The organism is Sphaerochaeta pleomorpha str. Grapes (assembly GCF_000236685.1).
In the GTDB taxonomy this organism is placed as follows: Bacteria; Spirochaetota; Spirochaetia; order Sphaerochaetales; family Sphaerochaetaceae; genus Sphaerochaeta; species Sphaerochaeta pleomorpha.
In genome coordinates, this window is sequence record NC_016633.1 from 634,913 (window position 1) to 658,834 (window position 23,922).

At 49.5% G+C, this 23,922-nt stretch carries 22 protein-coding genes; 2 read left to right on the top strand and 20 right to left on the bottom strand.

Going from position 1 to position 23,922, the window contains the following annotated elements; translation table 11 throughout:
- Positions 1 to 37: 37 nt before the first annotated feature.
- Positions 38 to 1,156, bottom strand: a complete 1,119-nt coding sequence (locus SPIGRAPES_RS02880; RefSeq protein WP_014269279.1) for a peptidoglycan DD-metalloendopeptidase family protein — start codon at positions 1,154 to 1,156, stop codon at positions 38 to 40.
- A gap of 41 nt (positions 1,157 to 1,197) precedes the next feature.
- Between SPIGRAPES_RS02880 and SPIGRAPES_RS02885 the strand changes: the two genes are divergently transcribed.
- On the top strand, positions 1,198 to 2,880 hold the full coding sequence (locus SPIGRAPES_RS02885; RefSeq protein WP_014269280.1) for a peptidoglycan D,D-transpeptidase FtsI family protein: 1,683 nt from the start codon (positions 1,198 to 1,200) through the stop codon (positions 2,878 to 2,880).
- A 2-nt stretch (positions 2,881 to 2,882) separates the two neighbouring features.
- On the opposite strand, the gene SPIGRAPES_RS02890 is transcribed toward SPIGRAPES_RS02885, so the two are convergent.
- The 19 genes from SPIGRAPES_RS02890 to deoD all read right to left on the bottom strand — a co-directional run bounded on the left by SPIGRAPES_RS02890 (position 2,883) and on the right by deoD (position 21,453).
- On the bottom strand, positions 2,883 to 4,004 hold the full coding sequence (locus tag SPIGRAPES_RS02890) for a flagellar biosynthesis protein FlhF (protein WP_014269281.1): 1,122 nt from the start codon (positions 4,002 to 4,004) through the stop codon (positions 2,883 to 2,885).
- A gap of 10 nt (positions 4,005 to 4,014) precedes the next feature.
- Positions 4,015 to 5,397 carry an ATP-dependent protease ATPase subunit HslU gene (gene hslU / locus SPIGRAPES_RS02895; RefSeq protein ID WP_014269282.1) on the bottom strand — a complete coding sequence of 461 codons (1,383 nt, stop codon included), beginning with the start codon at positions 5,395 to 5,397 and terminating at the stop codon, positions 4,015 to 4,017.
- 5 nt (positions 5,398 to 5,402) lie between these two features.
- Positions 5,403 to 5,939: an ATP-dependent protease subunit HslV gene (hslV, locus tag SPIGRAPES_RS02900; RefSeq protein ID WP_014269283.1), complete on the bottom strand. Its 537-nt coding sequence runs from the start codon at positions 5,937 to 5,939 to the stop codon at positions 5,403 to 5,405.
- Positions 5,932 to 6,861 carry a tyrosine-type recombinase/integrase gene (locus SPIGRAPES_RS02905; protein ID WP_281047909.1) on the bottom strand — a complete coding sequence of 310 codons (930 nt, stop codon included), beginning with the start codon at positions 6,859 to 6,861 and terminating at the stop codon, positions 5,932 to 5,934. The genes hslV and SPIGRAPES_RS02905 overlap by 8 nt, the downstream gene beginning before the upstream one ends.
- Positions 6,848 to 7,735, bottom strand: a complete 888-nt coding sequence (locus SPIGRAPES_RS02910) for a DNA-processing protein DprA (RefSeq protein WP_014269285.1) — start codon at positions 7,733 to 7,735, stop codon at positions 6,848 to 6,850. Before SPIGRAPES_RS02910 ends, SPIGRAPES_RS02905 begins: the two co-directional genes overlap by 14 nt.
- A gap of 35 nt (positions 7,736 to 7,770) precedes the next feature.
- A complete protein-coding gene (locus SPIGRAPES_RS02915; RefSeq protein WP_014269286.1) occupies positions 7,771 to 8,523 on the bottom strand; it encodes a TSUP family transporter in 753 nt (250 codons plus the stop codon).
- The gene (locus SPIGRAPES_RS02920) at positions 8,520 to 9,428 is read right to left on the bottom strand and encodes a tyrosine recombinase (RefSeq protein WP_014269287.1); all 909 of its coding nucleotides are present in this window, start codon (positions 9,426 to 9,428) and stop codon (positions 8,520 to 8,522) included. The genes SPIGRAPES_RS02915 and SPIGRAPES_RS02920 overlap by 4 nt, the downstream gene beginning before the upstream one ends.
- A 2-nt stretch (positions 9,429 to 9,430) precedes the next feature.
- Positions 9,431 to 10,666: a cell division protein FtsZ gene (ftsZ, locus tag SPIGRAPES_RS02925; protein ID WP_014269288.1), complete on the bottom strand. Its 1,236-nt coding sequence runs from the start codon at positions 10,664 to 10,666 to the stop codon at positions 9,431 to 9,433.
- Between the two features lie 28 nt (positions 10,667 to 10,694).
- Positions 10,695 to 11,942 (bottom strand): cell division protein FtsA, encoded by a 1,248-nt coding sequence (gene ftsA / locus SPIGRAPES_RS02930; RefSeq protein ID WP_014269289.1) that lies wholly within the window; start codon positions 11,940 to 11,942, stop codon positions 10,695 to 10,697.
- 26 nt (positions 11,943 to 11,968) lie between these two features.
- On the bottom strand, positions 11,969 to 12,739 hold the full coding sequence (locus SPIGRAPES_RS02935) for a cell division protein FtsQ/DivIB (protein WP_014269290.1): 771 nt from the start codon (positions 12,737 to 12,739) through the stop codon (positions 11,969 to 11,971).
- The gene (locus SPIGRAPES_RS02940) at positions 12,736 to 13,983 is read right to left on the bottom strand and encodes an FtsW/RodA/SpoVE family cell cycle protein (protein WP_014269291.1); all 1,248 of its coding nucleotides are present in this window, start codon (positions 13,981 to 13,983) and stop codon (positions 12,736 to 12,738) included. The genes SPIGRAPES_RS02935 and SPIGRAPES_RS02940 overlap by 4 nt, the downstream gene beginning before the upstream one ends.
- 9 nt (positions 13,984 to 13,992) lie before the next feature.
- Entirely contained in the window at positions 13,993 to 14,961 is a 969-nt protein-coding gene (locus SPIGRAPES_RS02945) for a phospho-N-acetylmuramoyl-pentapeptide-transferase (RefSeq protein WP_014269292.1), read from the bottom strand.
- 12 nt (positions 14,962 to 14,973) lie between these two features.
- A complete protein-coding gene (locus SPIGRAPES_RS02950; RefSeq protein WP_014269293.1) occupies positions 14,974 to 16,356 on the bottom strand; it encodes a UDP-N-acetylmuramoyl-tripeptide--D-alanyl-D-alanine ligase in 1,383 nt (460 codons plus the stop codon).
- Positions 16,356 to 16,697: a hypothetical protein gene (locus SPIGRAPES_RS02955; protein WP_014269294.1), complete on the bottom strand. Its 342-nt coding sequence runs from the start codon at positions 16,695 to 16,697 to the stop codon at positions 16,356 to 16,358. Before SPIGRAPES_RS02955 ends, SPIGRAPES_RS02950 begins: the two co-directional genes overlap by 1 nt.
- 11 nt (positions 16,698 to 16,708) lie before the next feature.
- The gene (gene rsmH / locus SPIGRAPES_RS02960; protein WP_014269295.1) at positions 16,709 to 17,599 is read right to left on the bottom strand and encodes a 16S rRNA (cytosine(1402)-N(4))-methyltransferase RsmH; all 891 of its coding nucleotides are present in this window, start codon (positions 17,597 to 17,599) and stop codon (positions 16,709 to 16,711) included.
- Complete coding sequence (gene mraZ / locus SPIGRAPES_RS02965) at positions 17,599 to 18,054, bottom strand: division/cell wall cluster transcriptional repressor MraZ (protein WP_014269296.1); 456 nt, start codon at positions 18,052 to 18,054, stop codon at positions 17,599 to 17,601. The genes rsmH and mraZ overlap by 1 nt, the downstream gene beginning before the upstream one ends.
- 229 nt (positions 18,055 to 18,283) lie before the next feature.
- Complete coding sequence (locus SPIGRAPES_RS02970; protein ID WP_014269297.1) at positions 18,284 to 19,876, bottom strand: glycoside hydrolase family 57 protein; 1,593 nt, start codon at positions 19,874 to 19,876, stop codon at positions 18,284 to 18,286.
- Entirely contained in the window at positions 19,876 to 20,610 is a 735-nt protein-coding gene (locus SPIGRAPES_RS02975) for a DUF4912 domain-containing protein (protein WP_014269298.1), read from the bottom strand. The genes SPIGRAPES_RS02970 and SPIGRAPES_RS02975 overlap by 1 nt, the downstream gene beginning before the upstream one ends.
- 135 nt (positions 20,611 to 20,745) lie before the next feature.
- A complete protein-coding gene (gene deoD / locus SPIGRAPES_RS02980) occupies positions 20,746 to 21,453 on the bottom strand; it encodes a purine-nucleoside phosphorylase (RefSeq protein ID WP_014269299.1) in 708 nt (235 codons plus the stop codon).
- Between the two features lie 117 nt (positions 21,454 to 21,570).
- On the opposite strand from deoD, the gene SPIGRAPES_RS02985 reads away from it, so the two are divergent.
- The gene (locus SPIGRAPES_RS02985) at positions 21,571 to 23,919 is read left to right on the top strand and encodes a DUF3536 domain-containing protein (RefSeq protein ID WP_014269300.1); all 2,349 of its coding nucleotides are present in this window, start codon (positions 21,571 to 21,573) and stop codon (positions 23,917 to 23,919) included.
- Positions 23,920 to 23,922: the final 3 nt, after the last annotated feature.

Below are 23,922 nucleotides of genomic sequence, written 5' to 3' on the forward strand. Positions count from 1 at the left end.
GGAGCTTCCGCTTGATTTACCAGAATCTTAGGTATTCCTAAAAGAACTGCGAGGGGTCCAAAAAGATCCCCGATTGCTCGATGCTGAAGAACAACGTCGGCTTGTCGTAGTCGGTGCCACTGGTCCCGATACTGCCTATCGTCTCGCCTTTCGCTACCTTGGTGCCTATTTTAACCTCGACATTCTCCATGTGCGTATAAGTGGTACGATAGCCCCCTTCATGGCTTATGACAACGAAACGCCCTTTTCCTTTTGCCTCATAGCCCGCATCGACGACGTTTCCCGCAGCCGCTGCCACTACCGCAGTCCCTGGCTTTCCGCTTATAAGGATTCCCAGGGAGGACTCCATATTACCGTTAGCAGGATTCTGATAAGGTTGGCCAAACAAAAGCGTCACCACCCCGTTGGCTGGGCTCTGGAACTGGATGGTTGCCACATCGGCCATCTGCGAAAGAGCGGGAGTAGACACATCGGGAATGAAAATCTTTTGCCCGACAATAATATTCTCGCTGGAAAGCCCATTGAGTTCCTGAAGGGTTTTCCACCCCAGACCTGGGTTGTATTTGCGTGCAATGGTAGAGAGCATATCACCTTCGCGCACCGTATAGAGTTGGCCGTCGCGGTCAGGAACTCTCAATACCGTACCCTCTATGACTGCCTGGACGTTCCTAATCTGGTTTACGCTGATGAGCGTCTGGGTCTTCAGACTGTACAGGTCGGCAATGGAATTCAGGTCTTCGCCGGCACCGACGACATGTTCTTCGTATTGTACCGTCTTTGTATTTGCAATTTTCTTCTCAATGTCACCAAAGGCCTTCGCCTGGTTGTCGAGGACAATCGAATCAGGCGAACTTGGACCTACCGAGGTAGGGGTAATCACAGGTGCCAGGGACGTAGGCACATCTATGGCGGGAGCATCGGCGATTACCTCTACCTGGGTCTCCGTTGAAAACACATTCTCAGTTTGGACAGGGGGTGCAGATACCGTTACATCGTTTGGGAAAATCCTGTACCAAAGCACAATAACCACGACACAGATAGCTATACCCAAAGCTACGGTCCAAAGAATCCCTTTCGAGGGTTTACCGTCTGAATTTTCACTTCTCGACCTTTTTGAAGGTCGATCCGTCATATCATCATAGTTGTCTTTTACCATAACTCGACATTACCTTTCCTACATAGTATTATAAAACAATCATGCCTACCAGTCCAAATCGATCATACTACAAACTCTTCACAGGTGCCACTATTTTGGTCTTTGTACTTTTATTGGTACGCATCGCCTTTATTATACTCGGCGATGGGGCTTCCCTAAAAGTATATAACAACCCGGAAGTGGCAAAAACTGTAGTCCGAGGGACAATTTATGACCGCAATGGGAAAATATTGGCAATTCAGACTCCTTACTACGGACTCTATTTTCATCTTACCCAGATCAAGGATATACAGAAAGCCGCCGAGGTTGTCGCTCCCTATGTAGGCATGAATCCCGACCAGATCAGGCTGCAGGCTGCAAACTATACTACGTACGCCCAGATAAAGAAGCACATTGACGAAGACAAGGTGGAACCCCTTCGCAAAGCAATCGAGAAAGCAGGCATGTCTAGAGAGCTTTCCATTGAAAAAAGCCTGGGAAGGACCTATCCTGCACTATTTCATGCAGCGCAGACAATAGGGTTCACCAACACGGAAAACAAAGGGCTGGAGGGACTGGAATATTCACTGGAACGCTATCTCTCCCCTTACCCTGAAGTCGGGGAAAAAGAGGTAACCTATGGACAGGATATTACCCTTACCCTCGATATCGACATCCAATATCTTCTCGACTTGCAGATGCAAAGCATTGCAGACGTCCATAACCCCGACTATGCCATGGGAATCATTATGGATGCAAAAAACGGTGATATTTTGGCAATGTCCAGTTATCCCTGGTATAACACAAATGCAGTAAACCGCTCGAACGAAGAGGAGCGGCTCAACCATGCTGTCAATTATCTCTATGAGCCGGGTTCCGTTTTCAAGATTTTCAGCCTGGCAGCTGTCATGCAGGCAGGCCAGGCCGACCTGCTCACACCCTTTGAGTGTGATGGGTCGTACACTTTTGACAGCGGGAACGGAAATATGGTCACTATCAACTGCACGGAGAGCCATGGGACAGTCAATCCCAGGTCGATGATACAGAAATCCTGCAACGGTGCAATCTCAAGCTGGGCACGACAGACTAACAGCCTCGATTTCTTTACCCTACTCTGCAAATTCGGGTTCAACGGGAGTTATGATATCGACCTTCCCTCCAAATCGGAAGGAACCATCGCAGAACCTTCAAAATGGTCAGGGCGTTCCCAGGCTACCATTTCTTTCGGACAGGAACTCTCCACCACCGCACTGCACCTTGTCACTGCGGCAACTGCCTTTACCAACGGAGGTGACCTGCTTGTCCCCAACCTCATCCTTTCCAGAAGCGAGGGAAACCCCACAGGAGAGAAAGGAATGGTGCTCTACAAACGGGAACGGACTGTCCAGGATCATATCCTCGATGCATCCGTGGCCTCGGATATCCTCTCCTACATGCAAAGCGCTACAGAAAAAGGATCGACTGCTGTCAATGCCGCCCTGGAGGGTGTAGAGGTGGGAGCCAAGACTGGGACTGCACAGATTCTCAACAGCAAGACGAACAGCTATGCGGATGGGACTGTGCTTGCATCCACAATGGCCATCGTGCCGGTAGATGATCCTAAATACATTATTTATATTGCTGCCGGCAACCCCAAGGGAAACACCATCTGGGGAAGTAACATTGCGGCCCCTGCAATCGGGCAGATAATAAAAGCCCTGGTAAGCCAGGGCAAATTACTGAGCACAAAATCCATTCAATGGTAACATCACTGCATTGAGGTACTCTGAGGGGTCCCCATTGTCCTGAAATCGAGGGAAAAACCATCGAGGAAACTCAAGATCAATTCGTTGGAGGCCTTATGTAAATCTTGGGGAACCTTCTGCCCGTCGGTCATGAACAGCAAGGGAAGATTGTGGCTTTTACTGAAACTCAGGATATTGCCTACATTCTCTGTCTCATCTGTCTTGGTCACAACTATACTTGAGAGCGTATAGGATCCAAGGAGTTGAAAATAGCGGTCCATGTCACGCTGCTTGTGGGACGCACTCACCGCCAGGTAATAGGCAGTATCCTTTTTCGGCAACACAGAGAGCATTGTCTTGAGCTTGAGGGCGAGCTCCCCGTCTTTGGGGCTCTTACCCATGGTATCGACCAGAACAAGATCATAGGAATCGAGTTGCCCCAGCAGAAGGGAAAGGTCCCCTTCCCCGGCACAACGGAACAAGTCGATATGCAAATCGTTGCAAAAGGTCTCAATCTGTGCGAAGGCCCCTGCCCTGAAGGAATCAAGGGAGAGCACGGCAACCTTCAACTGGCATTCGGCAGGTACAATCTGGCTATAGAGCATGGCTATCTTCACCAAGGTGGTGGTTTTTCCCACCCCGGTAGGCCCCAAAAGTACGAAATATTTCGGAGGATGGGCAAAGGAGGCGTGGTCGATACTGATTGAGTCGATTATATATTCGAGAATTTTCATCTCGAAATCATCTTTGGAAAACAACGTATCCGTACTGAGGACAGCGCTCGCAGCCTCCTCGATGTAGGCATCTCCAAAATCATTTCCCTTGAGCAGATCCTCCAGAAGTGCCTTGCTTTGTGAGGGGACCACCATCTGGGGTAAAAAACCTGTCATTTCATGCAGGACCTTGCCCTGTGACGAAGAAACAAGAACAGGTTCCTCTTTCCCTTTGGGTTCCTCTACGCAAGGGTTTTCTTCGGTTTTCGGCTCTACCAGATAGAAAGAAATCTCACAGGCGCTCTTTTTCGTGAAGGAGGTACCCGTGAAAAAATCCTTTCTTGTCTGGATACGGACAGCAGGCCCGTATTCACTGCGGGCCTGCTTGAGAGCCGAATCATAATCACTTGCAACGATAGTAATGAAATCCACTGGTTTCCCTTTAGAGTATGAACTTGGAAAGATCCTGGTCCTGGATTACATCACTGAGCCGTTCATCGACATAATGGTCGGTAATGGTAATCTGCTGCCCCGAAAGCTCATCGGCACTGAAGGAAAGTTCCTCGAGCAACTTTTCCATAACCGTAAAGAGCCGCCTTGCCCCAATGTTATCATTGGTATTGTTCACCTCGTAGGCAATCTCGCTTATGCGTTTGATCGCCTCATCGCTAAATACGATATCAACTCCTTCGGTCTTTAGCAACTCCCTGTACTGCATCGTAATGGCATTTGCAGGCTCGGTGAGGATCCTGTAGAAGTCATCCGCTGTCAGTTCGTCAAGTTCTACACGGAGAGGGAAACGCCCCTGGAGCTCAGGGATCAGGTCGCTGGGCTTGGCAACATGGAAAGCCCCACTGGCAATAAAGAGGATATGGGTAGTATCGATGACACCCCATTTTGTATTCACGTTTGTTCCCTCGACAATAGGCAGGATATCCCTCTGGACCCCTTCGCGGGAAACATCGGGACCATTTCCCCCACCGCCTCCGGCACTTGCGACTTTGTCAATCTCATCAAGGAATACAATACCCATCTGTTCGACCCGTTCCTTTGCCTCATCGATGGCACGGTCGTTGTCTACAGCCTTCTCGGTCTCTTCCTCGGTGAAAATCTCACGGGCCCGTTTTACCGTCAACTTACGGTTATGGCCTTTGCTGTTGCCAAAGATGGAACCTAGGCTCTGCATTGCATCCTGCAGGTCATCCATATTGGCCTGCCCGAGCACTTCGATCCCAACCTGCTTGCGGCTCTGTACGTTGACTTCCACTTCCCTATCGTCAAATTTACCGTCGCGCAACATCTGGCGGAATTTTTCCCTGGTTGCATTCTCACTGTCGGTAAACGAGGTACCGGCAGGAATCACCGTTGTCGATTCTTCCTTCCTGACAGAAGGAAGCAACAGATCAAGCAGACGTTCCTCCACCCGTGCAGAGACAGCCTCGGTCTGGTTTTCGGCAAGCTCTGCCTTGACCTGCTGGACTGCGATGCTCATCAAATCACGTATAATCGATTCTACATCACGCCCGACATACCCGACCTCGGTGTATTTGGTAGCCTCGACCTTGATGAACGGGGCATTGGAAAGCTTGGCGATACGCCTTGCAATCTCAGTCTTGCCAACCCCGGTTGGTCCGATCATGATGATATTCTTTGGCGATACCTCGTCACGGATATCATCAGGCAGGCGCTTGCGTCTGGTCCTGTTCCTGATTGCAACGGCAATTGTCCGTTTGGCCTTGTTCTGGCCTATGATATACTTATCGAGTTCCTTCACAATCTGGGAGGGTTTCATCTCGTCAAGTTTTTTTGTGCTGATATATTCCATTTTTCTTAGAGTTCCTCAACGATGATCGAGTCATCGGTATATATGCAGAGCGTAGAAGCAATTAAAACACTCTTGACAGCTATCTCCTTTGCACTGAGCTCCGGAGCCGAATCCAAATAGGCAAGGGCACCGGCCAAGGCAAAATTACCGCCGCTCCCGATGCCGATAGCATCCCGTTCGGGATCCACGACATCCCCGGCCCCGTTGATAAGGAAAATCTTCTTGCCATCGCTGACAAGCATCATTGCCTCAAGCTGCCTGAGCTGTTTGTCGGTTCTCCACTGCTTGGCAAGTTCGACAGCCGAACGGGTAAGGTCCCCACCGTACTGTTTCAGTTTTTGCTCAAATAATTCAAACAAGGTGAAGGCATCGGCAGTCGTACCTGCAAAACCTGTTATGACCTTGCCATCGTACAGGGTTCTGACCTTGTGGGCATTACCCTTGAGGATCGTATCACCGGCGGTCACCTGACCATCTCCGGCTATGGCAACATGGCCATTCTTTCGGACTGCGACAATTGTCGTTCCCTTGAAACTACTCATTCTCTTTCCTTCCATGCGGATGGCAGGATACATAGACCCCAGCCAGCCTTTTTTGTGTTACATGTGCATAAATCTGAGTCGTGGAAATGCTCGAGTGACCAAGCAGTTCCTGGACCAGACGTATATCGGCACCGTTGTCCAGCATATGGGTGGCATAGCTATGCCGCAGGACATGCGGTGTAAAATCTTTCTGCCAACCAAGCTTTCGCTTATATGTATGAAAAATACTACCAACTGTGCTCATCGGCAACTGTTTTCCTGCATCGGAGCAGAACAGAATAGCCCTTTGTCTTGCATCAGTGACCTGTTGCCTATCCTGGCGCTCATGTTTGAGCGAAAGATAATAGGAGAGCAAGCGGGCCGTACGAGGGGTAAAGAACACATACCTCACCTTGTTACCTTTCCCTACAATGGGGATGCGCTGCCTCTGATAGTCAATATCCGCTTCGTTGATGGATAGGGCTTCGCTGATTCGGCATCCCGTGTCATACAGCAGCGTAAACAGCAGCTGGTTCCTCGTAGAGGTAAAGTCATCATATTCGAGGGAAAGCAACTGGACTACCTCCCCTACGGTCAGAACGGAAGGAAGATGATTCTGTGCCTTTCTCAAGGAGATGAGCCCAAAGGGATTTACCATGCATATCCTTGACTTCACTGCATGGGCGAAAAAGGAACGGGTTGCACTGATAATGCGATTGACCGTGGCTTCGCTGTAATCCTTGCCGATCAGAAAACGGACGAATTGCCTGGCATCGGGTTCTGCCATCTGAATGGGGGTAATACCAAGTCCCTTGCAGAAGGAACCCAACAAGGCCAAGTCCCCGCGATACGAGACCTGGGTATGGACACTGGCCATCTGCACATTGGTCAAAAAGTCAAGAAATCGTAGGATTTCAGGGTCTTCGATTTCATTCTGTTTCATGTTTGAGACTATAGCATGTGTTACCGTAGCGGTACAGCGCATTGCTTTCCTTGCAGGGAACCAGCGACCGATCTTGGCCAAATCCCATTTCCTTGGCAACGTCTGGATACCCCCCGATCGGGGGGCAACCTTCATTGGCAAGGCGAAGCGTTCCCTCGTTTACCTCAACTTTCCTCAATCCTGTCTCATGGACAAAGACCTCCCGCCCGATATCCAGGGCAAGGGAGGAACAGGCAAGGGCCCCACTCTTAGCGGGAGCCTGGAAGACAACCAGCGCAGGCGAGAAAGCACAGGTGAGGTAATTGCGGCTCAGGCAGCGCCAGCGGGAGGCCGTATCATCCGGTTCAAAGGGTGAGATGAGGTTGCAGCCTGCAAGGAGCCTGTTTTCCGTTATCCTTCTCGTCGAGAGACCACAGTCACAGCAGACATAGGCTGGTAAGCCGGATTCCCGCGCCCCATAAAGCGCTGCCTTGTCGATTCCCCTGCTATGGCTGGTAACCACATGGGTCATGTTAAGGCCTGCCTCCAAAGAGAAGGCGTAACTTGCCTCGGTTCCCAGAGTATCGGGGTACCGCGTCCCGCAGACCGAAACCAGGTTCTCCCCCTCGTTTGGCAGAAATCCTTGGTAACAGAGCCTGAAAGGCGGGTTGTCTTCCCCGCCCGGAAGCGAAGGATAGCCATCCATCCCTAAAAAAACAACTTTGGTATCGGAATGCGCAAGGAAAAGGCGGAACCTATCCACCCTGGAACGGAGGTTGAGGTTGGGATATTTGCTCTGCAAATCATTGAAATCGGGCCCCTGATAGGCCAATGCCAGCATTTCCCTGCTTTGCAGGGGAAGCATCGAAAGGGCAAGCAATACGGAAAGTTTCATATACAAGAGAAAGGCAAAGGAAGTGATCGTTCGCTTCAACCAATGCCGAGCATGCCAAAAACAACCTTCAGGAGCAGGAGGAAGAGAACGAACAGCATCACCGGCTTAACGACTTTCGCACCGCCTTTCAAGGCGAGGCCACTGCCGATATATCCTCCGATTATGGAACTGAGGGCACAAGGGATGGCAATTGCATAGTTGATATTCCCCCGTATGATAAAGGTAGCAAGGGCTGCGATATTGGAGGCAAGGTTCACTACCTTTGCCGTCCCACAGGACTTGAGCAGGTCAAGCCCAATGACCGAAGTGAAGATGAGTGTGAGGAACATCCCGGTCCCAGGCCCGAAAAACCCGTCATAGGTGCCGATGACCAGGCCACTGATCCCGCTGAGAATCAAGGCTACCTTGGCATTTCTCATCTTGGCCTGACCGAAATTGGGCTTTATCATCATGAATACCGCAATGGCAGGGACAAGGAAGACCAAAAGGTATTGCAGATATCTGTCTGCATAGAGGGCTGCAAGGTTTGATCCCAAAAATGAACCGGCCATGGACATTACCACGGCAAGCGTCCCCACTTTCCAGTCCACTTGATTCCCGCGGATATAGCGTATGCAGGCTATGGTGGTCCCGCTGGTAGAAGCAAACTTGTTGTTTCCCAACGCAATCTGGGGAGGCAACCCCACCGCGACATAGGCAGTTAGGGTTATCAGGCCACCACCCCCGGCTATAGAATCAATAATGGCTCCGATTGCAATAATCGGGCAAAGGATCCAGAGCACACTCATTCGGTTTCCTCTTTTGGATTCCCATGGAAGGTATCATATGCCTTCTTGAGATCATCTGTGTGTACATGTGTATAGATTTGTGTTGTCTTGATATCACTATGGCCAAGCAACTCTTGGACCGAACGGAGATCAGCCCCACCTTCCAGCAGATGCGTGGCAAAACTATGCCGTAACGTATGGACCTTGGCAACCAGGCCAATTGCGTCACAATACATCTCGAATCGTTTGAATACGGCCTGCCGGGTGAGTTTATGCCCATTTCTACCGACAAACAAGGCCTTTTCGCTGAGGTTTCCCTTCACCAGGGCCGGTCGGATATCGGCAAGGTAACAGTTTACATAGTCCTGGGCTATCTCGCCTACCGGGACGAGGCGCATCTTGTTCCGCTTGCCCAGGACCCGTAGCGAACGGATTGCATAATCGCCTACCGACAGGTCGCAGGCCTCGCTGACCCGTAGCCCACAGGAATAGATAAGCTCGAACAGGGTACGGTCACGGTATCCGAGATTGTTCGAACTATCGATGCTGTCCAAAAGACGGTCAACCTCAGAGACGGTTGCTACAGCAGGAAAACGGGTTCCGATTTTAGGGCTTCCCAGATGCAGGACCGGATTGTCTTTCCTGATTTTCCCTATCTGCAGGAATATGAAAAAAGAACGAAGGGAAGAAAGGTTTCTTGCCAGCGTCCTTGCTGACAGGTCCCTGTCTTGCCTGGAATGGGACAGGTACTTCTCGATTTCCAGTACAGGGACCGTTTCGACATCCAGTGAGGAGGCACGCAGATAGGCCAGAAAAAAGCCTATCTCCTGTGAGTAGACTGCAACGGTTGCCCGAGAGAGCCTCCGCTGCAACATAAGGTAATCACAGTAATCCTCTACCAGTTGGCTGTCAGCCTCGATAGACATGGCTATTTTTCTTCCGGGTTCCGCGAATATCGGAGAACGGCAGGAATGGTATAGTCGCTAGGTGTTCCCACAGGGGCTTTGCCGATCTGCTTTTGCAAATCCTGCCACCTGTTCACCTGGATTGAACCTACGTCGCTTTCACCCTCGCTCTTTCTCGATTTCTCACTCTCGTTAGCCTCGGGTCTCTCACTTGCGGAATTCGCATACCGTCTTCTTGCAGTACTGCTATCGGCCAGCTCGGCCCCGATGACCTCTTCCTTCCGGTCAAAACCCGTCGCCACGACCGTTACCTTTATCCTGTCCCCCAGCTCGGGGTTGAAAGCCTGCCCTGCAATGATAAGGGCATCCTCGGCACAGTTCTCGGTGATGATCTCGACTACATCCTGGTATTCCTGCAAGGTAAGGTTGTCGCTTCCAGAAAGGTTTACCAGTACGCTCTTGGCACCCTCGATGGTAGCATTCTCCAGAAGCGGGTTGCTGATGGCCTGGCGGGCTGCATCGACCGCCCTGTTGGCTCCCTCACCAAAGCCGATGCCCATCAAGGCATCGCCCTTGCCCTTCATGACAGTGCGTACGTCTGCAAAGTCGATATTTATCTCGCCGGGTTCGGTAATAAGCTCACTGACTCCCTGCACTCCCATGTACAGCACTTCGTCGGCCATGAGGAAAGCCTGCTTGATCGGGGTATTGTTCTCCACGACCTTCAACAGGTACTGGTTGGGAATGATGATGAGCGTATCGACCTGTTTGCGGAGTTTCTCGATACCTGCCTGGGCAAGCATCAGTTTCTTTTTCCCCTCAAAGGCGAACGGGGTGGTAACCACTGCCACGGTAAGCGCGTTGCAACTCTTTGCAATCTCGGCCACGACCGGGGCTGCCCCGGTACCGGTACCGCCGCCCATTCCTGCGGTGATGAATACCATATCGGCGTTTTCCAGCTCCCTGCGGATGTCGTCCTTGCTCTCCTGGGCGGCCTTCTCACCGACCTCGGGTACACCCCCTGCACCAAGACCACTGGTTAGTTCCTTGCCGATAGGAATCCTGATCTGGGCGTTGGAGCGTTGCAAAGCCTGCATATCCGTGTTCATTGCCACGAACTGGACTTTTTTCAGACCGCTTGCAATCATCCGGTTTACTGCATTTCCCCCGGCACCGCCCACGCCGAGGACTTTGATGACAGTTGCAGTCGCCTGCTCGTCCTGAACCATATCTTCTACTTCAAACATTCCGAAATCCATATCAAAATCCTTTGCCACCAGGCTTCAATTAAAACAAAGTCCTAAAAAATCGCTTTACCTTGGAAACCGGTCCATTTTCTTGCCTCCGGGGATTATCCCGGTGGGTTTTGCTGGAGGTTCCCCCTTCTTTCACTTTCCTCGCCTCACTTTTAAGCAAGCCAAGGACTGTCGTATAACAAGGGCTGATATAATTCCTGTCAAGTCCGCCGATAGCCTCGGGAAAACCCAATCGGGCCGGAAGACGGAAAATCTCGCTTGCCAATTCAGTCACCCCGCTAAGCAGAGCCCCTCCACCGACAAGGACGACCCCTCCCCCATACGATCCCTGCACATTGGCTTTTTCCAGATCATTCTGCAAACGGGAAAATATCTCAGCCATCCGCGGCTCGATAACCTTGCTCAGTTCCTTCTTGGGCATTCTGATCGAGGGCAACCCCCCGACCTGAGGAATGGTTACCATATCATCGCTTGATACAGAAGGTACATAACTGTGGCCTGATTCACATTTAATCTGTTCTGCCACTGCCCTGGTCTTGTTGAGAATATAGGCAATATCGGCAGTAACTGCCTCTCCCCCGAAATTGACACCGCTGGTAAATACCGGCGCTCCATGGGAATAGGCAATCATATTGGAAACGCCACTGCCGATATTGATCAGGATAGTTCCCATTTCCTTTTCCTCTGGACTGAGAACAACCTCGGAATCTGCAAGGCTCTGGAGTACCATACGCTGTACGGTAAGCCCTGAACGCTGGATACATTTGCGCTCGTTCTGGCAGATGGAGGAGCTTGCCGTAACAATGAGGACTCGGCTCTCGAGCCGGTGCCCAAGCATATCGATCGGGTCTTTTATCCCGACCTGTCCGTCAATCTGGAAATCCTGGACAAGCGTATGCAAAATCTCACGATCCTGGGGCAATTCGAAGGCCCTGGCTACCTCAAGGGAACGAAAAATATCCTCGCGCTTGATTTCCTGGTCCTTGCTGTTGATCCCAACCACACCCGTGCTGGGAATCCCTACGATGTTCTCACCCCCGATCCCGATAATAACTTCCGAGATTTCGGCCCCTGCCTGCAACTCCGCTTCATTTATCACCGATTGGATGGTTTTCAAAGTTTGCTCAATATTGACGATTGAACCGGCTCTGACACCTTCACTCGGACGTTCACAAATGCTATCGACCATCAACAGGCCTTCCCGGCTCACTGAACCGATCACGCATCGGGTCCGGCTTGTGCCAATATCAAGCCCCATCAACATTTTATCACCAGCCATTACAGCAACCTCCTCGCTGTTCGGTCTCAAAATCTACGCACCATTGCCCTCTCATACAGGTCATAGCGTAGAGGGCCTGTGCTGAGGAAGGAAAGAGAATTCGCCTGTTCTCCGATTACCAGGGAAACCGCTGAAGCGACACGCTCCGTGCTTACAGGTTCCCTTACCCAAATCTGGGCATTCAGGGATGAGAATTCCAACACCATCTTTCCAAAGCTGTTACTGCTATTATTATCGTATTTTATACGAGTTATCAAGGAGGAATCTGCATCGATGGAGGAAGCAAGTTCCATCACCTTCAAAAATGTCTCATCGGTTCCGTATTCCTGCAACATACTAGCATATCCTGAGGGAACTTCAACACATACCGGCCCATTTTTATACAAGGACCAGTCTTCCCGGTCCAAAGGAAGCAGAACGCCGTTTTTCACAAGGAACAAACCATCCTGGACTCCATTTTCATCAGTGGAACTGACAAGGGCCGTTGGCTGAGCCACCGAAAGATGTACGACAAGACTGGAGGGCAACACCCTTTTTATCGATATCTTTTTTACTACGGCAAGGGAGGCAAGTCTCTTTTCAAGCGAATACAGGTTAACGGCAAAGATACTCAGGCCACGAAGGGAAACCAGCTCCTTTTCCACTGCATGAGGAATTTTCTCCCCACCTTCCCCCACGGTTACCTTTACCGAGGAGATTTCAAAAGCAGGGATAGCCCTGAGGGAAAAGTAAAAGATTGCAGACAGGGAGCAAAGCAACAGGATACTAAGCTTAGCCCTCAAGGAAATCCTTTTCATGACAATTCCTTCCCCTGTGGAAAAACGAACTGCTGTTTTTGTTTCCTGCTTGACTTGCTTTTCTCTATCGGTTGCCTTCCACTGCTTATCAGAAGCACCCGGTAGAGCAAGGCACAGCTGCAAAGTATTACAAACAGGTTTGTCCCCCCCTGGCTGAAGAACGGAAGCGGGATACCGGTCGGGGGAAGGACCCCTGTCACGACAGAAATATTGACAATGGCCTGCAATACGACAAGAGTCGTGGTGCCAAAGGCAAGATAACTGAGAAAAAGATTTCGGGAACGCATCCTTGCATAGGCCTTGAAACCCAGGATGGCAAACATGATAAAAAGTATCACGATCAGGCAGGCTCCCAGAAACCCTGTCTCCTCACAGATAGAGGCAAAGATAAAATCACTCTGGACCTCGGGAATCAAGCCGAGCTTATATTGCCCGTTGCCAAGCCCCACCCCGAAAAGCCCCCCCTGCTGTATCGCCTTGAGCGAATTGGTAACCTGGTAGTTTATACCGTTCGGGTCGATATTCGAAAAGAGAAAGGAAGCTACCCGTTTCACCCGGTAGGGCTCCAGCAGCATGACACAGGTTCCCCCTGTCCCTAAAAAGGCAAGAAGCAGTAGCAGATGCGATACTTTCATCCCAGAGGCAATGAACATGGCAATACAAACCCCCAAAAAGAGGATGGTGGTCGAATAGTCCTTCTGGGCCAAGATCAAAAAAGCAAACAGGAACGTAATGAAAAGGGGAATGACCATTCTCAAAAATAGATTTTTCTTTGTCTTCTCACTGGCAAAATAGGCTGAAAGAAACAGGATCATGCACACTTTCACCAACTCCGAAGGCTGCAAAGAAGGCAATGGACCGATTTCAAGCCACCTACGGGACCCGAGCCTTTCCTGTCCAAAGGGGGAGAACAGCGTCATAAGCATGAGGACCAGGGAAATGGCAAGCAGAGGGTAGGATACGGTGCGGATCCACGAAACGGGAATAAACCGGATAATCAGGGAACAGACAAACGCCAACACCACGAACAGCAGCTGGCGCTTGAAATAATAGTCATTGGGAAGGTTATGTATGAGTGCCTCATTGTAGGAAGCACTATAGAGCATGGTCAGTCCCAGGGTAGTGAGAAAAACCAGGATGCACAGAAACGTAAAGGAACTGCCAGAGCCCCCCTCATCGAGAAGATTCTCAGCGTTCGGTTTCAGATTTTCACCCCAATCGTCGAATTGACTTCGTGTATCCATTTTCCCTACCTACCGCAGAGTAAACTGAAACAACAGGAAAGCCATTAAAGTACAAAGCCAGGAAGCTATGCAGTAACGGCCAACTATTGTTTTCTCAGCCATTCCTTTCAATTCAAATACATGATGCAAAGGTGCTATCAGAAACACCTTTTTTCCCCTACCCCGAATAGAAACAATCTGTATGAGGCTCGTGGCAAATTCCACCAGGAAAATCCCACTCGATACCAAGACGAACAACTCCACCTTGGAAAGCAATGCAGATACGGCAATAACCGATCCGATTGCCTGGCTTCCGCAGTCTCCCATGAAATATTTTGCAGGTTTGACATTGTACCATAAAAAAGCAAGCAAAGATCCGAGGAAGGCTGCCAGAAACAATGAAATCCCCCTGGCCAGACCACCTAGGAAAACAATTGACAGGACCAGAACCACCAAGGGAAGCGAAGAGCCGGCGGCAAGGCCATCCAAGCCATCGGAAATATTTACTGCATTGGAAAAAAACATAATATAGACAAATGCACAGACCGGATAGAAAATTCCCCAGTCAGTGGTTATCCCCACAACAGGAAGGAACACTTCCCCAGAGAGAAGCCCAAAAAAGTGCATGCACAGAAGCACAAGGGCCGAACATACCATCTGCAGGACAACCTTTAGCCTCGAACTAATCCCATCTCCGACAGGGCTTCGGGTTTTTGTGATATCGTCAAAAAACCCAATCAGGGCAAACAGAAACAGTGTCACCATCAGAACGATGGAATAGGAGTCGCCACCTTTCCACTGCAGACAGGCAATTGCCACGACTGTACCAAAGCAAAAGGCAAGGCCTCCCACAGTGGGTGTTCCCGTTTTACCGGCTTGGGTTTTTTCCAGTTCCGGTTTTATCGCGACATGCATTACCTGTTTTCCAAAAATCAGAAAACGTGAGAATACAAAAGTCACGACAAACCCGATTGAACCGGCCAATATTGGGATAACCATGCAGTACTGCCCCTACCGACCATCTCGGATAGATGGAATAATCCGTTCCATCGCAACGCTCCGGGAGGCTTTGACAAGATAGAGGTCACCGCTACGGGTATCTTTGGCAACCCTGTTTTCCAGTTCCGAAAAATCATCGGTGAAAAACACACCCCTGCCATAGCCTGATTTTTTCAGTAGGTCATAGGCGCCTTTCATCTCAGACCCATATAAAAAAGTACTGTCCAGGTGCGTTTTCATAAGATGCCTGGCAATGAGGCTGTGGGCCTGGACGCTTTTCGTACCAAGTTCTTTCATTGGGCCAAGCACTGCTTTCTTATACCCCTTCCACTGCAAGGACTGCAGATAATCGAGGATGGAGTTGGTTGAGTCAAGGCTGGCATTGTAATAATCCTCTATGATGGTGACATCACCGTTGATAATGGAACTTCTTCCTTTCATGGAGACGAACCCTTCAAGCCCTTGCGCTATCTGGGAAGGGTTTGCCCCGAGGGACTTCGCCACCTTGATCGCCCCGATTATGTCCAGCAGCAAATGTTTGCCAACACATTTTACGAAAAAAGTCTGCCCCTCATAATGGATTGCCCAGCCATCCAGCCCGAGATCAGTAAACGACAGGTCCTCATAGCCGAAATAGCGCATCTTACGCGGGGCCTTTTTTTCAAGGAAAGAACAATACCTGCAGGATTTGTTAAGAAAGCCTTCTTTGAGATCGGGGTGGAAGATTTTTCCTTTTTCGTCTGCGATTGTTTCCTGGGTACCGAATTTCTCAAGATGGGAGATACCGATATTGGTCAACAGGGCAAAGTCCGGTTTGACCATATCCACCATCCTGTCCATCTCCCCGACATGGTCGATCCCCATTTCGAAAATTCCATACTCGGTATCCTTGTTCACCTGTAAAAGGCTTAAGGGCAGACCGATCTCACTATTAAAGTTTCCAGGTGTCTTTACCGTTGGGCCCATTATCGTAGTGATGGCAGCCAGAGCTTCCTTTGTAGTGGTTTTCCCGCAGCTGCCGGTGATTCCCACATAGGAAACCCTCGGAAACTGGGAAATATAGTTTTTTGCAAGGAGCTGCAAAGAGCGCAGGGGATTTGCAACGGCGATAACGGCACACGGGGAAGAAGAGAGTCTCTGTTTAGCCTCATTTGCATTCGCAAGGGAAACGATAACGGCACTGCACCCTTTTGAGGCAGCGTCGCCGATGAAGGAAAAACCATCTTCCTTTTCTCCTGGGAGTGCAAAAAAAACCGTTCCCCTGGAACAGAGGCGGGAGTCAAATTGGACATCTTCGGCATCGAGGGCACCGTTTTTTACCAAGGTCCCCCCACAGAGGGAAGCTACCTGCCCAACCCTGTAATGCTGGGTGGAGAAACCATTACGTTGTTCCATCAGTTCCCCCTTGCGACCATCACCAGATGATCTGCTTCGATCTGTTTGAATGAGACATTCTTTTTCCAGGCTTCATCGACAAGCGATTCTGGCATGGAGAGAGATGCTATCTGGGAACGCAGGGTCCTGTGCTGTTCTTCCATTGCCTGCAATTGGGCACTTTCTGCTTCCAATTCAACGGCCAGAGACCTGTTTACAGCACTTTGCCAGACCGGGACAAACAGACTTGCCATCACGGCAAGAAGCATTGCCAGCACCCCGGCGTGTCTCAGCAATACAAGTTTTTGATTCTTTGGATTTGGAACTTGTTGAAGATCAGAGGTATACCAGTCACTTCCCATTTTCTTTCTCCTTAGAGCTTCTCTACAACCCTCAGCTTTGCACTACGGCTTGGAGGATTTTCGCTGCTTTCATTCTCTGTAGGGATAAGGGGTTTCTTTGTAAGTATCTTGATACTTGGGTTATCCCCTTCCCCGAGGCTCTTGAACAGCCATTTCACTTGCCTGTCTTCAAGTGAATGGAAACTTATGACAGCTACGCGACCGCCGGGGCGCAAAGCAGCAAGTGCACCCTTGATAGCTGGTTCGATTCTATCCAGTTCCCTGTTTACTTCGATCCTGATTGCCTGGAAGGAACGGGTTGCCGGATGGATACGCCCGTACCGATAGGCAGAGGGAACCGATTTGTAGATTATTGAAGCCAGTTCATCACTCTGGGTAATTCTGCCAAGCTTCCGCTTCTCGACAATCGCACGGGCAATCCTGCGCGAATAGCGTTCCTCGCCATATTTGTATATGACATCGGCCAGTCGTTCCTCTTGGTACCCGTTCACTACATCCTGGGCACTGATGGGAGCCGATTTGTCCAGCCTCATATCAAGTTCTTCACCCTTTTTGAAGGAAAAACCCCGTTCCGACTCCTCAAAGTGATAGGAGGAAATCCCAAGGTCAAACAGCACTAGGTCCAAGGCCGGCCCTTCATAGTCCTTAAAATATTCATCAAACCAAGTAAGGACCGGAGTGAACCGGTCTTTGAATTCAGCCATCCTGTTGATGGCTTTCTGTTGGATGCCGCTGTCCCGGTCCAAACCAGTCACATGGAGATTGGGGTATTTGGAGAGGAACATATAGGTATGCCCCCCTTCCCCACAGGTGCAGTCGACCATATACGCCGGCCTATCAGTCGGTGGCACCAGATACTGGAGCACCTCTTCTTTCATTACCGAATAGTGGACATATTCCATCAATGGTCCTCTCTTATCAAATCGCTCAATGACTGGGCCGCATCCTGGAATTCGCCCATTATTGCCTGCATGTAAGCTTCGTAGTCAGTTTTATTCCACAGTTCCAGATAATTTCCGGTACCTAGCAAGACTGATTCACCTTTCATGTCAAGATGAATGCTCTCTCGAAGGGACTGGGGTATGTGTATTCTCCCAACTTTATCAATCTCGCAAAGCTGGGCTGGTGCAAGCATACCCCGCTGGAGAATTCGCATTTTTCTGTCAAACATAGCACCGGGTCCGTTTACGATGGTATTCTTGAGTTTCTCAAAGTCGGTTGGGAGCATAAGCCACAGACACGTTTCCAATCCCTTGGTAACATACAGGGCTTCACCGTCAAGTGCGCTCCGGATGCGAGAAGGAATCAGAATTCGGCCTTTGTCGTCAATGGTGTTAAAGAACTCACCTGTCAACATGCCCAATCTCCTTTGGAAAATTGCAGACAAACTGGGAATTTTTCCCACTTTGCTCCATAAATGTACACTTCCTCCCACGAGAACACAAGGAAGATTAGCCATCAAAAAGTACCCCAGCTACAATAAAAGCCAAGCTACTACTTAACAGGCGTAGGTAAAAACCTGAAATAAGCACAAAAAAACCCCCTCGCACAAATCAGGAGGGGGTGAAAATCAGAGGAAAAGGAACTTATCGCTCTGGATTGAAAATATTATAGTCTATATCGGAAAAAATGATGTCACGCTTCTCGGCTTTCACCAGCCATTCGGTATTGACGGCGTTTTTGCACATATTGCCATAGACTACATTGAAATTCCGCAGATGGTCGCGCAAACGCTTCTCGGCATACTCGGTACTACTCTTGTTAAACAGGATGAAAGGCCAGTCGCTCGCCATGGAAAGCAACACTTCCCTTGCAGCCTGGTTGAGGAATCGTTGCTTCAAGCTGATCTGGTCCGGAAACCGGAGGGAAAGCTCTTCCATCCGTTCAATGGCTTTCTGTATATGACGATACGTCCAGGCATTTGACCCATCGAGCCATACGGAGCTGTATCCGCCTTGGCCCCAGGAAGAGAATGCCGGTCGTACTGTCTGCAAATTCTTCTCCTTGGCCAGGTAAGACGAAGGGGTGACCAGCTTTACCTCACTGGCGTCCCTAGAAGAAAGCCTGATAACCTGCTCTAGCCAGTCGATACCTTCAAACCACCAGTGCCCGAACAGCTCAGCATCGAAACCGAGGGTATAGAGAGGTTCCTTACCCATGGCATCAGAGAGGCTGGCTCCCTTCTTCTTGATGTTATACAGGAAATTGGCAGCATGTTCTGAGATTTTCTTCTTTGCCAGGGATGGGTTGTAAGGTACTTTCTGGTCGGTATTACCGGTGATAGCCCAATATTTGTACCCGGTGAATACCCTAACCTCAGGTTCATGTATATATTCCCTGATATAATCCAAAGGAAGGTCAAATCCGATATCCCGATAGAATTCACGGTACAGCTTATCACAGGGATAACCGGTACTGTTGGACCAGACCAAGCTTGTCGCCTCATAATCGCGGGGAAAGGCAGCCACGCCATTAGGGCAATCGACAGGTCGATAATCGCCACATTCAACCTTATCGGGTGAGAGCAGCATACTTTGGCTGGCTACCTGGAACCATGAAATACCATGGTACCGCAACGTATCCTCAAGACCTGGGTAATACCCACATTCAGGAAGCCAGAACCCCTTGGGCATATGGCCGAAATTCGAAAGGAATGACTGGACCCCCAACTCAACCTGTGCATTGATGGCAGTCGGATAGTCTTTATACAAGGGAAGATAGGCATGGGTAGCGGCAGTGGTGATCAGTTCAAGGTGGCCGCTTGCCTCAAGGTTGCGAAAACCTTCAAGGATGTTCCCATGGTAGACATCGTTAAAATCAAGAAGGTTCCGGTTGGCTTGGTCCAGGTAATGCCGGGCCATCTCCAAAAATTCCGGTTGTTCCAGCTGACAGCGTATCACCTCTTTCTCGCCAAGGCTTTTATTCAGCTCAAGGTAGTTGTTGTAACGGTTCTGAAGACTTGCATCGGTAAGCATGCAACAGAGCGTAGGGGAAAGGCTGATCGTAAATTTGAACGGGACCTTTTCGCTTTTGAGTTTGCTGAACATTCTCAGCAGGGGCAGATAGCTTTCTGAAATTGATTCGAAAAGCCAGTCCTCTTCAAGGAAGCGGGGATATTCCAGGTGCCGAACATACGGGAGATGCGCATTGAGGATAAATGCTATGGAATTCTGGGACATTAAAGCACCCCCTTGCTTAAGGTCTGTGCAATCTCATGCAGGATAGCATTATCCGCTACCTCGCCTTCCTTTGTTACGACCGAGGAAAAATGAATATTGAAGAGCCGCCTGTCCATGGCTATCTCGTCATAATGGTCAGCCCAGTAGGGGAAGAAAGTCTCTACGCTTTTGCTTTCGGCAAGGGAAGTGATTACACCCTTGCGGTCTTTGAAACAAAGCGCTACAGAATAGCTACAGCCCATGTCAGAAAGATTTATGTTCCATTGGCAATCGTCGATACTGATCCCGATATCAAAGGTTTTGGTTTCATTGCAGTTACAACGCGTTTTGGAAACCCTGAGAAAAAGCTCACCCTTCTGCGACTCATCCTCTCCAAAGAGAAGGGCCCTGTTGACAGGGGAGATCGACCAATAGGCATACGCCCATTCCGGGTCACGCAACAATAAATGGATGGAAGTCTCTGCATAGTTGTCAGGGAGGTCCTCCACACCGGGGAGACCACTCACATTCTGCTGGTTACCTCGATAATCAGTCAGGGCATTGCAGAAACGTTTGCGTACAACAGAGGCTTTGACCCCCGAGGCAAGGTGGTCATCTACTTGTTCGTCATAGGCATCTTCCAGTTCCTCGATAAGTTCAGAGCGGTCGAGGGACTGCCAGTTTTCAAACCCTTCTTGCTTGGCAATGTACTGCAGTTCGGTAGTAGACAAGGAATCAATATTGATGAGAATCATGCTTGCTCCCAGAAACGCATTCTACGCGATTTACTTCCCAATCATGGTAAAAGAAACACAAAAGTTAGTCAACAGCGTGCTAGCCGGTACAAAAAGTACTGGCATCACGCTTTGGGTAGGAAATTTGTATGTTCATTAGTCGAAAAAGGTCTCCAAGGCAAGGGTGACCATTTCATCGAAGGCAACCTGTCTTTCAAGCGGCGGAACCTGCTCCAGGGTCAGCAGAGAATCGCTTACGGTCAACAGGGACAGGGCCTTGACCTTCTTCAACGCGGCTAAGGTATAGAGCTCACAGGTTTCCATTTCAACGGCCAAGGCTCCCAGCGACTTCGCGATGGCGACTTTTTCCTCGATTTTCCCATCATAGAATTGGTCCGAGGTAAAGACATTCCCCACCACTGCGTCAAGTTTTTTTTCCATGGCAAGGTCCCAGGCCCTTTGCAACAGGGAGAAGGAGGCACAGGGGGCAAAACTATAGGAATCGAAGCGGGAACGATTCATCCCGCTGTCAGTATCGGCTGCCTGCGCGATGACAATCGACCTGAGCTTTGCACGTTCGCAAATAGTGCCGCAGGTACCTACCCTTATGAGTTTCTTGACCCCATAGCCTTCTATCAACTCATGGGCATAGATGGAGAAAGAGGGCATCCCCATCCCAGTCCCTTGGACGGAAACCCTATGGCCATTCCAGTACCCAGTATACCCATACATTCCCCTTATTTCGTTATAGCAGAAAGAATCGGAAAAGTATGTCTGTGCGATATGCTTGGCTCTCAGGGGATCACCGCTGAGCAGTACACATTCGGCGATGCTGCCATCTTTCGCTTCTATATGAATACCCATTATCCACCTCCTACCCTATCTTCATTCAGGTTACCTATTCTTGCAAGGATAAAAGCTGGTGATTAGCCAAAACTCTATCTACAGAAGCTTCGAATATGCTATACTTTCTTCCATATTATGAATACAGCGACAATTAAAAAAACAGATATCATTTTGCACGGACATTTTTACCAGCCACCGAGGGAGAATCCCCGAACCGGCATTATCGGCAAACAGCTTACCGCAAAACCCTACGAGAACTGGAATGAACGTGTATATGCGGATTGTTATAGTGCAAATGTGAATTCACGGTACCTCTCCGGTGTCAGAAGGATACTCTCAGTCACCAACAATTTCGAATATATCAGTTTCAACTTCGGAGCGACCCTTTTAAGTTGGATCCAAGAAAAACATCCTGACATGCTCGAACGTATTATCGACGCCGATAAAAAGAGTATGCTTCGCCTGGGCCATGGAAATGCCATTGCCCAGGGATTCAACCACTCGATCCTTCCCCTCTGTACCAGAGAGGATGCAAAGATCCAGATTGCCTGGGGCCTGGAGGACTTCAAACTGCGCTTCGGCCGTGATTCCGAGGGGCTTTGGCTCCCCGAGGCAGCAATCAACCCGATGGTAATCGACCTTCTCAGTGAGTTTGGCATCAAATTCGTAATTCTCTCCCCCTGGCAGTGCAAAGGCATTGAAAACCCCAACGGGAAAATACTCGACCTGAATGGCACTGCACCCCCTTACGGGAAACCCTTCATCCTCACCGGGGAAAAGGGAGGGACGGTCAGTGCATTCTTTTACAATCCTTCATTGGCCGAAGGGATAAGTTTCGGACACCTGCTCAGGGATGCAGACAACCTTTACCAGCAATTGCTCGGTATCAAGAAAAACGAACAGCAATCGCTTATACAAACGGCAACCGACGGGGAAATCTACGGTCATCACGAACCCTTCGGCGACATGGCCCTTGCGGCCCTCATCAGGAAGGTGAACGAACGGGATGATTTCTCCTTTACCAATTATGCATCATTTCTGGAGGCAAACCCTGCGATATTGCATGCGGAACTCCATGAGGGAGAAGGGAAAAAAGGCACAAGCTGGTCCTGTTCCCATGGGGTATCGAGGTGGTACCGCGACTGTGGCTGCCACACTGGCGGGGAAGAGGGATGGAACCAGAAATGGAGAACCCCGCTCAAAGATGGTCTCGACCATTTGGCACAAAACATTGACAGTATTTTCGCCCATGAGGTCGATAGGATTTTTGCAGGTTCCCTCTCAGCTGAGACATTGCTGATCAAATACGGGAAAGTGGTTTCCGAACCATCGAAGACTGGCGCTTTCCTTGACGAGCTGAAAATTGAGTATCCCTTTGCCCAGGAAGAACGTGAAAACCTTGCAAAACTCCTTGCCGGTATGAAAAACAAACACTTTTCATTCACGAGCTGCGGGTGGTTTTTCAATGATATCGGGGGGCTTGAACCCAGACAGAACATCACATACGCCTTGCGCGCTATCGATCTGTTCCAGGGATTCACCCAAACCGATCTCAGCACTCCGTTTCTATCAGAACTGGATAAGGCCAAGAGCAATAGGAAACAGGATGGCACAGGGAAAACAATTGCCCTTTCTGAATCCAGGGAACTCCCCGGAGAAGTCGAGGCTTCCCTGTTTTTCTTCCTCAACAGGAAAGTTGCCCTCAAACAGGACTATTGTAATACGTACGGATGGTACTTACTGGACAATGTCATCCAAGCCGACTATATGGCTTCATCGATGGAGATCTCAAATTCAGCATCCCTTTGCTCCTATCAGTGTTCGGTTGTAGAGGTGCCGCAGGATTCTGTCAAGATACCCCATGACTTCACGGTTACAATCTTGGAGACAAATACAGGAATACATAACGTATATTCGGTCAGTACTTCCAATATACCTGCCAAAATGCTCGACGAACTCTTCATGGAGATAGATAGGAGTATCTGTATCCTTTCCGAGCAGCAGATTGAAAAAATTATCCTGAATATCAAAAACTATTCGATCCTTGCCAAGACGAGTCCATATTTGCCCATGGGTACACTCTATCTGGAAACCATGGGTTCCTGTCTGAGTGTCATCAAATACCTTTTTAACTATGGAACCATGGAAATATGGGACAAATACAAACAGTCCTTTGCCCAGATGCTCGACTTCATGGTTAAACATGGGAAAACCCCGGAAATGGATCTGATCAGGTCTATCACCGAAAAGAAAATTGATATTGTCGCTGAAAAGATCAACAAAGAAGGACTGAGTGAAGAAGCCGTGCGATTTATCACGGAATTCTTGGAAATGATCCGAAATTTCAAATTCCAGCCAAATCTGACCAAAATCCAGAATGCATTATATCCGTACCTTGCCCACCACAAGCAACCCAAGGAAAAGACTGATATTACTATGGTAAATGCTTTGTCAAAGGTTTTGAATTTCGATCTCTCTCTCTAGGCT